Here is a 13,304-nt window from a genome sequence, read left to right as displayed (position 1 = left end):
GGCTTCTTGCAACCGAACAAAAAAATTTCCGTTTTGCTGCTGTATATGACGATCATACTGTCCATCGGGATTTCCAATCACGTGCTGCTAATCCCCGTCTTATTGGAAACCGCAAGGAGAGATGCGTGGGTCGGAGCAACGGCGGCTATTGTCCCTATGATCGCATGGGTAGGCGTGCTGCACTTGATTATACGGAGAATAGGGCACCGTCAAGTCGGCGAATGGCTTCAAGAGCGGTACGGGAAGGCGGTTCGTCTGATCGTGGCGGCTCTTGCGATCGTCTATTTGTCCGTTTCGGCTTTCACATCGCTTGACGATATGGTGATGTGGACGCACGTCAGCTATTTGCCCCGAACGCCCAGATTTGTCATTGCCCTTGCATTCGTAGTTGTATGCTTCTTCGCCGCCAGGGCGGGCATGCGGGCGATCGCCATCACATCGGGACTGCTGCTGCCCGGGGTCGTTGTACTCGGCTACTTCGTCGCCTCCGCAAACCTGCAGTATAAAGATTATTCTTTGCTTACGCCCGTATTCACACATGGATATGTCCCTGCGATCAAGGCGATGGCTTATACGGGCGGCGGCTTGTTCGAATTGGTACTCATCTTGTTCATGCAGCATCATGTCAAGTCGGCTATTCGGACAAGGAGTTTGCTTGTAATGGCGCTTATTCTCGTCGGGCTGACCGTCGGGCCGGTAACGGGATCGATCGCCTTATTCGGTCCGTTCGAAGCGGCGGAGCAGCGATACCCGGCTTTCGAACAGTGGCGCATGGTCACGATGGGGAAATTTATATCGCATCTTGATTTTTTCTCCATTTATCAATGGATCTCGGGTTCGTTCATCCGGGTTTCCCTGATGCTGTTCCTCATTCCGGATGCAGCGGGCATGAAAAATCGCAGAAGCCGGAACTTTCTTCTGGCGGGACTGTCGATCGCGCTTCTGGCAGCGACGATGCTGCCGGTCAGTGACCCGACACTGCTGTACTTTTTATCCAGATGGTATTTTCCTGGAATATCGGGCTTGAATATGTGGTTCGGCTTGATGCTGCTCGTATTGACGCTGCTCCCTGCCGCAAGAGGAAAGGAGAATGCGCGGTCATGATTACAAGCTTGAAGGAGCTGAATGAGCATAAACTCCGGGACATGTTCGCCCGGTCGCAAGACGTCCGAATCGAATCCGTAATGTACGGACGGCCCGGCCATGCCCATAAGATCGTGCTGCTGTACTGCCAAGGCATGACGCACGCGTCTCAAATCAACATGGTTGTACTGCCCAGCCTGCAAAGGATGCTTGAAGACGCGAAGATCGTCGATCCCGGGCTGCTTGCGACGAACACGTCGCTGCTGCTTGGGCGTATCGCGGGTCCGGATTGGATGGAGCAATTCATGCTCCGTGTCTATTCTGGGCAGCTCGTCTTGTTTTTCGAATCGGCCGGCTTGCTGTACACGGTCAATATCGCTCAACCCCCCAACCGGACTCCGGAGGAGTCCAGCACGGAGGTTTCGATCAAAGGGCCGAGAGACTCGTTTACCGAAGATTTGCATACGAATGTGGCGCTTGTACGCAAACGGCTGCTTACGCATTCGTTGTGCTGCGAGACGTTCTCCGTCGGGGAACGCAGTCACACGTCCGTAGCACTCCTGTACATCGGCGATGTAGCCGATCCAAAGCTGGTGGAGGAAGTGCGGAATAATCTAACCAAGCTGAAAATCGACGGGTTGATCAGCAGCGGGCAGCTGGAAGAAGGCTTAACCGGGGCCGGTTTTACTCTGGTTCCGCTGCTCGAGTACATCGGCCGGCCCGATTTCATCGCGGACAGCTTGCTTAGAGGGCGCATCAGCCTTATGATCGACGGTTCGCCGATGGCGCTTATTGCACCGGCCAATTTGACCTTAATTCTGAAGTCTCCGGAAGATGTCCACTTTCCGTCTTATTATGTTGCTATGGAACGGATGCTGCGGATTGCCGGCTTGATTATAGCTCTTTTCTTCCCCGGCTTTTACATTGCGGTAACGGCATTCAACTTCGATCAAATTCCGTTTCCGCTGCTTGCGACGATTTCGTCTGTCCGTCTCGGCCTCCCGACGTCGGGTCCGATGGACTTCTTCCTGATGCTAGCTTTGTTCGAGCTGTTCCGGGAAGCCGGGGCCCGATTGCCCAAGCCCGTCGGACAAACCGTAGCCGTGGTCGGCGGACTGATCGTAGGAGATGCGGCCATCCGTGCGGGCGTTACCTCGCCGACCACTCTTGTTTCCGTTGCCATATCCACCATGGCGATGTACACGCTGGTCAACCAGTCGTTAGCCGGTTCCGTCACGCTTCTGCGCATCGTTATTCTGATCGTGTCCTCCGTCTTGGGCATGTTCGGGTTTATGATGGCGTTCATCGCTTTGGCCCTCTATTTGTCGACGCTTGAATCGTTCGGCGTATCGTATTTGTCTCCCGTATCGCCGCCGTCGTTCCGGGACTTGTTTAATGCGATCAAATATAAGACGCTGAAAGTTGCCAAGAGCCGCCCGTCTTTCCTGAACGCTTTGGACGATACGAGAAAAAGAGGCGATCCTTCTTGAGCAAAAGGATATATGCACTTCTGGTCGGATTGCCGCTGTTTTTAGTATTGACCGGATGTTGGGACATGAAATTGATTCAGGACACCAACTATGTGACCGCCATCGGCTTCGATTACGAAGACGGACAATACGTTGTTTATGCACAGATGGTCGATTTCTCCAATGTAGCCAAGCAGGAGGGGGGAAAGTCGGGCCAGCCCGCCTCGGTCTGGTCGGGTCACGAGAAAGGGGGGACGATCGTCGAGGCGATGGCAAGGCTGTATCAAACGTCCCAGCAAAGAATGTTCTGGGGGCAGGTTTCCTCGATCGTATTCACGCAAAAAGCATTGGAGCATGGAATTTCTTATTACAAGGACGGCTTGATCCGATTCAGGGAAATCCGCTATACCCAATGGGTGTACGGCACCAAGGAGCCGATAGACCGGATTTTTCTGATGCTCCCGTTCTTCAATCAGTCCCCGCTTGGCTCGATTCTGCATCAGCCGGAAGATACTTACCGCCAAAGGTCTTACATTCGGCCGCTGCGGCTGCAGAAAGTCGTCGCCACGTACCGGGAGCCCGGGGCCACGCTGCTGCTGCCTTCCCTCGGGATTGCGGACACCGTCTGGAAAGAGAACGGCAAGAATGATCCGAAGCTGAAAGTGAACGGCATGTTTGTCATATCGGACAAGCTGCCCCCGGCTTGGGTGAAGGACGACGATCTGATCGGCTTGCGCTGGCTGGACCGGGACACGAAGCGGAGCAACGTCATGCTTAGAAAGAACGGCGTACCCGCCGCTTCCATTACGGTAGATGGTCCGAGAGCGGAGATAGAGCCGGCGACGGTCGGGGAGGGCAAGACCTCTTATTCCGTCCGGGTCCGGGGCAAATTTTTCGTCTCCGAATTGCTGGAACAGATGGAGCAGTCCGAGCTCGAGAATGAAGCGACAAAAGCAGTGACTGCGGAAATCGAGCGTACATTCGATTACGGAAAGAAAAGGGGGTTGGACCTGTATCAGCTTGAACACACGTTATACCGCAAAAAATTCCCGGATTGGAGCAAGCTCACGCATAATGGGGAAACCCGGCTTAACGTCATTGATCTGCAATCGGTTAGAGTAGAGCTGAAGCTCGTTCATTCGGGCATGTACAAAGTGAAGGAGCGCGGTAAAGAGTACTGACTAACTGTGAGGGAGGGGGGGCAATAGCTACTATGCCAGCCGTGACATGCTTATGAATGTCACGGTTTTTCTGTGACAAAATACGACATTTTATGCCATGAAGTTCATATTATCGTCAATGATTACAATTTCCCGATAGGCATGGGACTTAAGTCTCTTATTTAGAAAAAACCCAAGTTTACTAGCTATAGCCGCGCGATTGTCAAAATCGAACTCCAACAACCAATGGTAATTTTTGTATACCATTGTCGAAATTTTGGTGACAGAATGGTACTAACGACTTATAATAAAATTATTCATAAATTTTCCTCTCGACCAACCTATACGAATACTTCGAGGTGACGGGCACATGAAATGGTTTTTGAACTTGAGAACATCCGTGAAATTGATTTCCGCTTTTGCAGCAGTGGCTTTGATCTTGGCGGCGGTCGGGGTGTATGCGCTTTCAAATTTAAGTATGCTGAACGGTAACGTGAAAGAAACGTACGAGAATAACCTTGTATCCGTCCGGGATTTATCCGCCGCGCAGATCAATTACCAGATGATGCGGGTTGCCATCAGGGAAATGAGCATGAGCGAAGAGAAGGGAACGAAGGACAAGCTGTCTGCGGATATAGATCAGTATAAGCAAGAGATCGAAGAGCATATAAGCTCCTACCGGAATACGAAAATAACGAAAGCGGAGCAGGATGAGCTGAAGACGTTCGAAGCCTCCTATGCGGCCTACATCAAACTGTTCGATCAGGCTCGCCAGTTGACATACCAAGACACGAGCGTATTCCGCCAATTCCTGGAGACGCAGCTGAATCCGGCCGGAACGAAAATGAGAGGCAGTCTGACGAAGCTGATCGACATGAACATCGAGATCGCGGAAGCGACGTATAAAGAATCCGGTTCGGCGTATTCCTCCGCCCGCAACGTAACGATCGCGGTCATCGTCATCGCGTTTCTGTTCAGTATTTTTCTCGGATATTACATAGCCGGTTCCATCGCCAATCCGCTCGTCCGGATCGTTGCGCTGGTATCGAAGGTAGCGCAAGGCGACTTGCGGGAGCAGTCGGACATCGATACGAAGGACGAGGTCGGGCAGCTGTCGCGGTCCGTTAATGACATGATCCATAATTTGCAAAGCCTGATCGGCGGTGTCGTTCAGTCGTCGCAAAGCGTAGCGGCGGCATCGGAGGAAATATCGGCGAGCACCGAAGAAATTGCCGGCAGCAGTACGAATCAAGCCCAGTCCGCCCAGCACATTACGGATTTGTTCAACGAATTGTCGAGCGCGATCAACTCGGTGGCGCAGGGTGCGGAACAAGCCGCCGAGCTGTCCTCCGAGACGGTCCGGACCGCTAATCAAGGAGGCAAAGTGATCGAGGAGTCGATTGCCGGCATGCAGGCCGTCAACGCCAAGATGTCGAAGCTGGAGGAAGATTCCCAGAAAATCGGCGACATTATTGAAGTGATCGACGACATAGCCGACCAGACGAACCTGCTTGCGCTTAATGCGGCCATCGAAGCCGCCCGCGCCGGCGATCAGGGGAGAGGCTTCGCCGTTGTAGCCGATGAGGTGCGCAAGCTGGCCGAGCGCAGCAGCGAAGCGACTAAGCAAATTTCCGCGATCATCAAGGTGATGCAGGATAACACGAAGCAAAGCGTCGTCGCTGTCATGGACACCGTGAAGGAATCTTCGCGGACGGGCGAGGCGTTCCAGAAAATTATTGCGATGGTGGATGCATCCTCGAACAAAGTTAATGAGATCGCAGCAGCCAGCGAGCAGCAGGCGGCGCAAGCTTCCGAAGTGATGATCGCGGTGCAGTCGATCGCGGCCGCGAGCGAGGAGGCGGCAGCCGCATCGGAGCAAACCGCGGCGACATGCCAGTCGCTTGCCAATTTGGCGGACGAGCTCAACACATCCGTTTCCATTTTCAAAATTCGCTAACGACGGAGGCGTGATTAAGATGACCTCTCAGCAGGAGCAGTACATCGAATTCGGTATCGGCCTCGAAAGTTACGCCGTAAAAATCGAAGATGTGCACGAGATTATCAAAATGCAGACGATTACCGACATCCCGCATTCCCGGCGTTACGTCAAAGGGGTAATCAACCTGCGCGGCAAAGTAGTCCCCGTTATCGCCCTGCGCGGCCTGTTCGGTCTGCCGGACGAAGCGTATACGAAAAGCACGCGCATCGTCGTCGTGAAACACCGCGAGGAGTCGGTAGGCATTATCGTCGATCGCGTGAATAAGGTGACCGCTTACCCGGATATTCAGCCGCCGCCGGAACAGGCCGGGAGTGTAAGCGGGTCGTATTTCGTCGGGATCGGACTCAGGGAAGAACAACTCGTCGGGATATTGAAATTGGATGAAGTTCTACTTCGCGAGTAGAACAGGGGGTTTGCTGCTATGAACGACATGTCAGTCTATCGCGAAGCTTTTATGGAAGAGTTGGCCGACCAGCTGGAGCGCATCGAACAGGATTTGCTGGCGCTCGAACAGCAGGTAACCGATCCGCTCGTCCAGTCGATCTTCCGGGCAGCCCATACAATCAAGGGCTCGTCGGCGGCGATGGAATTCGGAGAGATGAAGCTGCTCACCCACGAGATGGAGCATTTGCTCGACTTGGTCCGGGGACATCGGCTGGAAGTCGATTCTGCGCTGATCGAGCTGCTGTTCCAGGCGCTGGACTTGTTGAAGCGGCTGCGCGACCAATACGCGAAGGGCGGTCCGTATGCCGACATCAACGGCATGCTGGCTGCATTGCGCTGCTTCGTGCAAGAGAAGGATGAATCGCCGGCGCGGGTCGTCCTGCCCGAGCTATCGCGGGAACAACTGGAGCGGGCGGCGGAGCTATCGAAGTCCGGCGCGAGGCTGCTGGCCGTGCAGATCCGGTTGGCCGAAGATTGCCAAATGAAAGGGGCGCGCTTCTACCTGATCGCAGATAAAATCGTTTCCGCGATCGGCCCGATCGTGATGAGCGAACCGCCTCTGCCGACGGAGGCGCGCTGCGAGGAGGCCGAGTACGGAACGATTCGTCTGCTCGTCGGAAGCCGTTTGGAGGCAAGCCGAGTGAAACGCGAGATCGGCTTGGAAACCGATGTGCACGAGGTGCAGGCGGTCGAATATAAGCTGACGGATTCGTGGGTCGATTCACCGATCGATGTTGCACACGAGCCTTCTAAGGAATTACCCGTTGTTCCGGAAGAGCGGCACAAGCAGGGGGCGCAGACGATCCGGGTAAGCGTCGAGCGGTTGGAGCAGCTGATGAATTTGGTAGGAGAGCTTCTCATCGACCAAACGTCGCTGGCGGAGCTGAAGCGCACCGTATCCCAGCGGTTTCCGAACGAAGAATTTACGGAGCGGTTGAGCGACGTATCGGACCATATGGCGCGTATCGTCGGGGAACTCCAGGAGAGCGTCATGAAGGCGCGGATGCTGCCGATCGAGCATATGTTCAACCGGTTCCCGCGAATGGTCCGCGACGTGTCGCGCAAGCTGGGCAAAGAGATCGAGCTCGTTCTTGACGGGACGGAGACGGAGCTGGACCGGACTTTGATCGAGGAAATCGGCGATCCGCTCATCCATCTGATCCGCAATGCGCTCGATCACGGCATCGAGCCTCCCGAAGTCCGCAGAAGCAAAGGGAAGCCGGAGCGGGGCAGGGTAAGGTTGAATTCGTACCACGAAGACAATCAGGTTGTCATTACGGTAGAAGACGATGGCGGCGGAATTCGTCCGGACATCATCAAGCAGTCCGCCGTTCGCAAAGGGCTCATCACCGAAGAGCAGGCCGGAAGATTGACCGAGCAGGAGGCGGTGCACCTTATTTTTCAGCCGGGCTTCTCCACCGCGTCGGCGGTCAGCGAAATATCCGGCCGCGGAGTAGGGATGGATATTGTCCGGAATCAGATCGAACGGCTGAACGGACTCATCTCGATCCGGACCGCCGCCGACGAAGGAACGTGCTTCACGATCCGGCTCCCTCTGACGCTCGCCATTATTACGGGCTTGATGGTGAAAGTATGCGAACGCGAATATGTAATTCCGATGAACAACGTGTCGGAGATTGTGCGCATCCCCCGCGAACAGATCCAGACGGTGCAGGGCGACAATGTCATCCTGATCCGCGATCAGGTCATCCCGCTCGCATCCTTGCGCGAAACGTTGGGATACCCGACAGCCGAGTCTCTCGGCAAATACGTGCCGGTCGTCATTATCGGGTCGCTCGATAAAAAAGTGGCGCTCGCGGTCGACGAAACGCTCGGCAATCAGGAAATCGTCATCAAGACGCTTCCTCCCCTGCTCGGCAAGCTGGATCATGTAGCCGGAGCGACTATATTGGGCAACGGCCGCGTCGCGCTCATCCTGGAAGCGGCTTATTTCGTCAAGCTGAAGGGGAAGAAGCGGGTCGTATAATAGAGTCGGTTATCCCCGAATCCGGACTTCACAAAGTTCGGATTTTTCCTTCTTTTCTTGGTATCCTATAAGAGTAACTTGCAGAACAGGAAGGAGTGAAGTCGATGGTGGAGAAACGGTTCGTGAAAGAATCCCGCTGCTATAAGACGTTCCGGGTGTTCCCGACGGACGTCAACAACTACAATACGTTATTCGGCGGCAAATTGATGGCCTATATCGACGATATAGCGTCCATCTCGGCGGCCAAGCATTGCCGTAGATCCGCCGTAACCGCTTCGACGGACTCCGTCGATTTTTTGTCCCCGATTCCGATGACCGCATCGGTTTGTCTCGAATCGTTCGTCACTTATACGGGGCGAAGCTCGATGGAAGTGTTCGTGAAAGTCATTACCGAGGATATGCTGAGCGGGGAGAGGCATATTGCGGCAACTTCCTTCCTCACGTTCGTCGCGCTTGGGGACGATAAGAGGCCGGTGCCCGTGCCGCAGGTCGTGCCGGAAACGGAGGAAGAGATCCAGCTGCACCAGACGGCGGTCGGGCGTGCGGATATGCGGCGTCACCGCCGGGAGGAGAGCAAGAAATTCGCCGATTTTTTGACGACGAGTTATTCTTGGGAATAGCCGTTCGGACGTATGCGGCCTGTGTGAAGCGGGTTGACAAAAGAGAGGTGTGTAACTAGAATTGTTACAGAACCTGCAGCGATCGGAGGCGAACGGAAATGGCCATCAACAGCCGTTTTGCAGTGGGAGTCCATATTTTGTCCTTGCTCGAGATTAACAAGGAAGGCCGTAATACGTCCGAATATATTGCCGGCAGCGTCAATACGAATCCGGTCGTCGTACGGCGGATTACGGGCATGCTCAGTAAAGCCGGACTCGTCCGCACGAGCCCGGGCGTTGCCGGAGCGACGCTTGCCCGCCCTATTGGGGAAATCACGCTGTACGACGTGTATAGAGCCGTACGGGATGACGAGGCGGACCCGCTGTTTGCGGTGCACGACAAACCGAACCCGGACTGCACCGTAGGGAAGAACATTCAATACGCGCTGGAGAAGAGCTTCAATCAAGCCCAGACGGCGATGGAAAACGAATTGGCCGGTGTTACGCTGGATAGGGTCATTCACGATATATTGCAGCGGGGTACGTAATTGATCGCTAATCCGGAACTTAAGAAGCCGGGATTAGCGCCGATAACGTTTAAATGGATTAAACATGCTCCCGCTCCCGCTAAAGGTTTGACACGATCGATGCATCGGATACCGTCCGTTACACGGACTGCTGCTGGAGCAGGTGATAGTAAATGCCTTTCTGCTGAATAAGCCTCTCGTGCGAGCCGCTTTCGGCAATCGCGCCCTGATCGAGCACGACAATCAAATCCGCATGGCGAATCGTGCTCAACCGGTGAGCGATAACGAGCGTCGTCCGGCCCTGCAGCATCTCCCCCATGTTTTGCTGGATGATCCGCTCCGACTCCGTATCGAGAGCGCTTGTCGCTTCATCGAATAGGAGAATGCGCGGATTGTTGATCAGTGCGCGCGCAATGACGATCCGCTGGCGCTGACCGCCCGATAGCCGGATGCCGCCTTCGCCGATCATTGTATCATAGCCGAGCGGAAGTGCCTCGATGAACTCATGCGCCCCGGCCAGCTTCGCCGCGCGCTCTACTTCCTCGAAGGGGATAGGCTCGCCGCTCAAGGCGATATTTTCCCGCACCGAGCCGCGGAACAGCAGCGTATCCTGCTGCACGACGCCGACCTGCTTGCGGATCGAGGCGGCATGCACCTCGCGCAGCGGGTAACCGTCGACATAAATTTCTCCACCGGACGGCTCCAATAGCTTCAACAGCAAATTGGCGATCGTCGATTTCCCCGACCCGCTCCGCCCAACAAGCGCCACCGTTTGTCCGGGCTTCAGCTCCAGATCGAGATTTTGCAGAATCATCTTCCCGCCGCGATAGTACTGGAACGAGACGTTTTCAAACCGGATATGGCCTTGGATCGCGGGCAGCATCCGCATTTTGTCCGGCTGAGGATGCTCCGGCGTCGACTCGTATACATCGTTTAGCCGTTCCATGGAAATCCGCGCCTCAGACAACTCGCCGCCTCGTTGCGATATCATCTCCACCGCAAACATAAAGGAGGTGAACAGCACGGTAAAGGCAACGAGCTCGCCCACACTCAGCTCCCCGGCCAGGACGTACCTTGAACCGAAATAGAGCAGTGCCACGTTGCTTAAGGAGCGCAAACCCGTCGAGGCAGCTTTGGCTGTCGCTTCCAGCCGGTTGCCCGCTAGCCGCAGCGCGAGCAGCCGGCTCAATTTGTTCATCAGCTTGCCTCGGATTGTCCGTTCCATGGACAACCCTTTGACGGCAGCGATCGCATTCACGGCTTCCACAATCTGCGTCTGGGATTCTCCTTCGGCGATGAGCTGCTTGCGCAGGTTGCGGCGCATTTTCGGCAAGAGGTACGCATATAGGCCGACATACAGCGGCATGAGTCCGAACGAGACGGCAGCCAGACCCGGATGATAATACGCCATCAATCCTCCATATACGAGTAGGGTCAACAGATCGAGCAGCAGCTCGATGGCGTGGTCGGTCATCAATCTGCGGATTTTCTCGTTCTCGTGCACCCGGGTCAGAATGTCTCCCGACGTTCGTTTCGTAAAGTAGGAATAAGGAAGGCGAAACAGCTGCCGATAGAAATGGTCCAGCATCTTATGATCGATCTCATAGGCCAGCCGGCCGATGATCGTTTGGCGAACGGCGATGCCGACCGTATTGAAGCAAACGAGCGCAAGCATGGAAACCACAAGAAGATGAAGAAGCGACCAATCCGTGCTGTTCAAAACGCGGTCGAAAATTTGCTGAGTCATCACCGGGAAGATGAGAAAAACGAGCTCGATCGTTACGGATAGTCCCAATGCGGACACGAGCAGCTTCTTGTGAGAACGGAAATAATCGAGATAACGTTTCCATAAAAGCTCTTTATCGTCTAAAGGAGCGAGCGGGCCGGCCGGCTGCAGCGCAATCGCATAACCGGTCCAATGGCTGCCGAACGAATCGAGCGGTATGGTGTCGATATACCCGAGTGCCGGATCGGCTATAACGAGACTACGCTCGCCGACTTCATAGACGACAATGTAATGGTTGCCGTTCCAATGAGCGATGAACGGAGTGGGCAGCTCATGCAGGAGCGGGGGTGTCGTCTTCAAACCTTTGGCTTCGAAACCGAGCGATTCGAGAGTTTCGATCAGTCCGAGCATCGATGTACCTTCCGCACCTACGTTGCAGCGCTCGCGCATCCGGTTCACGCTGGCGTTCAGACCGTAATAACGGGCAATCATCGTCAGGCACGTCGGCCCGCAATCCATCTCATTCTGCTGCATGAGTACAGGGTATTTGCGGCGCCAGCTCCACCGCTCCCACGGCTTGGCGGCAAGCCTGGCGGACGGTTCGGAAGCGGCTGCCGTATCCGCCGCGTCAGGGAGCCCCGCGGCCTCTGCCTGCTCCGGCGCTTCGACCATAACCATCGCTTTGGCGGTATAGTGGGCGGAGATGCGGCGGATCGATTCCAGAATGACCGGATACTTCTGGATCAGCTCGTCGAAATCGGTCTTCGCGAGTCGAAAGACGGTCACCGGCTCGGCGGCCCGGATGGTCGCCTTGCGCGCTTCTCCCGTCAACAGCGCCAGTTCTCCAAAGAAATCCCCCGGATACAGCCGGTTGACGACCGCGGCTTCCGCGCCTTTCTCTACAAGCGCGGAGCCGGTTTTCACGATGTAAAAGGCGTCGCCGGCGTCTCCTTCGCGAACGAGGCAGTCACCGGGCTCGAAGTTGCGAACCTCCAGCCGGTCAAGCAGCGAACGAAGCGCCGCATGATCGACATGGGTAAGCACGGTATTGTTCTTTAGAAACGAGCGGATAATATCCGAGGAAATGTAATCGTGGAAATATTTATAAATAGCCGGATGCTGGACAACCATGTCTTTGATATGGCGGCGGCTGATCTTCAACACTTCCACATCGGTGGAGGCGCGGATGATATAGGGCGGAACCGCCGTGTCGTCGAGCAGGCTATGCTCCCCGAAATGCTCTCCCGGCTGCAGCAAGCCGAGATTCGTTTCCTTGCCGGCCGCGTTGACTCCTATTTTCCTGGCTTGACCGGTCAATATGATGTAGAAGGAATCGGCCGAGCCGTCCCGGTCGACTATCGTTTGCCCCATGGCAAACGTCGCCTGCTGAAATTGCCCGGCCAGCAGCAGCTTCTCTTCGGAAGTAAATACATCAAACAGCGGAATTCGGTCCAAAGCCATTATGCCGCTTCCGTTCACAAGCTCCATTCCTCTCCTAAGCTCCATATATCTTCGTGAATTTCGAGCGTGCGTTGATACGCTTCCAGCTTGTATCGGAACAGCTGTTCCCGGATGTTAGCTTCGACGGTCTCGTTTAGTTCGGCCGGATACAGCTCCTCCACCCGAATCAGGCTGTATTCGCGTTTCCGCTCGAACGGACCGAGAATCGTTCCCGAAGCCGAGTTGAATACAGCCGCCGCCGTTTCCGGCTCCAGATCGTTTCGGCCTACGAGGCCGACATATCCTCCCGATTTGGCTGTCGCCGCATCCGACGAGTATTGCCGTGCCAGCGAATGAAAATCGGAGCCCTCCTCCATCCGAAACCGCAATTCCTGAGCCGCTCCGTACTCGGCCGTTACGATGATCGAGATTTCGGCGCGGTCGTACTGCTGTGCGGTTTCCAGAAAATGCAGCCGGATTTCTTCGTCGGCAATAACATGAGAGGCCAACGCTCCGCGCAGCACCTGCGGGCTCAACATCGCGACGAGCTCATCAAGCGCCATTCCGCGGCTTGCGAGCCATTCGTTGGTTTGAGCGGCGGTGAACAGTCCTTTCTCGCGGCGGAACCGGGTTATTGCCGCCTGCAGCTCGTTTCTGTCCGCAGCAAGCCCGAGCGTCTCGGCCCAGCATTCGACCGTCAGATCTTCCTTGCAGCGGCCGATCGCCGCCAGGGGGGCGTCCACCCGCAGACGTTGAAGCAGCTGCTTCAAGGTCAACGTCTTCCGATTGATGCGGAGTGCGCTTAAGTTTGCCGTATCCAAGGATTTCACTCCTCGCGTTCCGTTAAGTAACGTATGTATTCTAGCACGG

Annotated in this window: 10 protein-coding genes; 8 read left to right on the top strand and 2 right to left on the bottom strand. The window is 55.3% G+C overall.

The genetic code is table 11. From position 1 onward, the window contains the following. Positions 1–6: 6 nt before the first annotated feature. The 8 genes from FE783_RS09615 (at position 7) to FE783_RS09580 (ending at position 9,289) form a co-directional block, all read left to right on the top strand. The gene (locus FE783_RS09615) at positions 7–1,104 is read left to right on the top strand and encodes a GerAB/ArcD/ProY family transporter (RefSeq protein WP_138879115.1); all 1,098 of its coding nucleotides are present in this window, start codon (positions 7–9) and stop codon (positions 1,102–1,104) included. Next, positions 1,101–2,573, top strand: a complete 1,473-nt coding sequence (locus tag FE783_RS09610) for a spore germination protein (RefSeq protein ID WP_158301702.1) — start codon at positions 1,101–1,103, stop codon at positions 2,571–2,573. The genes FE783_RS09615 and FE783_RS09610 overlap by 4 nt, the downstream gene beginning before the upstream one ends. Then, entirely contained in the window at positions 2,570–3,733 is a 1,164-nt protein-coding gene (locus tag FE783_RS09605; protein ID WP_138879113.1) for a Ger(x)C family spore germination protein, read from the top strand. Before FE783_RS09610 ends, FE783_RS09605 begins: the two co-directional genes overlap by 4 nt. A gap of 349 nt (positions 3,734–4,082) precedes the next feature. After that, on the top strand, positions 4,083–5,669 hold the full coding sequence (locus tag FE783_RS09600; RefSeq protein WP_138879112.1) for a methyl-accepting chemotaxis protein: 1,587 nt from the start codon (positions 4,083–4,085) through the stop codon (positions 5,667–5,669). A gap of 19 nt (positions 5,670–5,688) precedes the next feature. Continuing rightward, positions 5,689–6,114 (top strand): chemotaxis protein CheW, encoded by a 426-nt coding sequence (locus FE783_RS09595; protein ID WP_138879111.1) that lies wholly within the window; start codon positions 5,689–5,691, stop codon positions 6,112–6,114. An 18-nt stretch (positions 6,115–6,132) separates the two neighbouring features. After that, the gene (locus FE783_RS09590; protein WP_138879110.1) at positions 6,133–8,142 is read left to right on the top strand and encodes a chemotaxis protein CheA; all 2,010 of its coding nucleotides are present in this window, start codon (positions 6,133–6,135) and stop codon (positions 8,140–8,142) included. 104 nt (positions 8,143–8,246) lie between these two features. Next, complete coding sequence (locus FE783_RS09585; protein WP_138879109.1) at positions 8,247–8,762, top strand: acyl-CoA thioesterase; 516 nt, start codon at positions 8,247–8,249, stop codon at positions 8,760–8,762. Between the two features lie 98 nt (positions 8,763–8,860). After that, positions 8,861–9,289 (top strand): Rrf2 family transcriptional regulator, encoded by a 429-nt coding sequence (locus tag FE783_RS09580; RefSeq protein ID WP_138879108.1) that lies wholly within the window; start codon positions 8,861–8,863, stop codon positions 9,287–9,289. Between the two features lie 118 nt (positions 9,290–9,407). Here FE783_RS09580 and FE783_RS09575 read toward each other — a convergent pair whose 3' ends face one another. Together FE783_RS09575 and FE783_RS09570 are read right to left on the bottom strand one after the other, a co-directional pair. After that, entirely contained in the window at positions 9,408–12,482 is a 3,075-nt protein-coding gene (locus FE783_RS09575; RefSeq protein WP_158301701.1) for a peptidase domain-containing ABC transporter, read from the bottom strand. Further along, the gene (locus tag FE783_RS09570; RefSeq protein ID WP_138879106.1) at positions 12,470–13,255 is read right to left on the bottom strand and encodes a peptidylprolyl isomerase; all 786 of its coding nucleotides are present in this window, start codon (positions 13,253–13,255) and stop codon (positions 12,470–12,472) included. Before FE783_RS09570 ends, FE783_RS09575 begins: the two co-directional genes overlap by 13 nt. Between the last annotated feature and the right edge of the window lie 49 nt (positions 13,256–13,304).

Source organism: Paenibacillus mesophilus (assembly GCF_005938385.1).
GTDB lineage: Bacteria > Bacillota > Bacilli > Paenibacillales > NBRC-103111 > Paenibacillus_AB > Paenibacillus_AB mesophilus.
The sequence above is the reverse complement of the archived record's forward strand: the minus strand, read 5'-3'. Positions and strand labels throughout refer to the sequence as shown.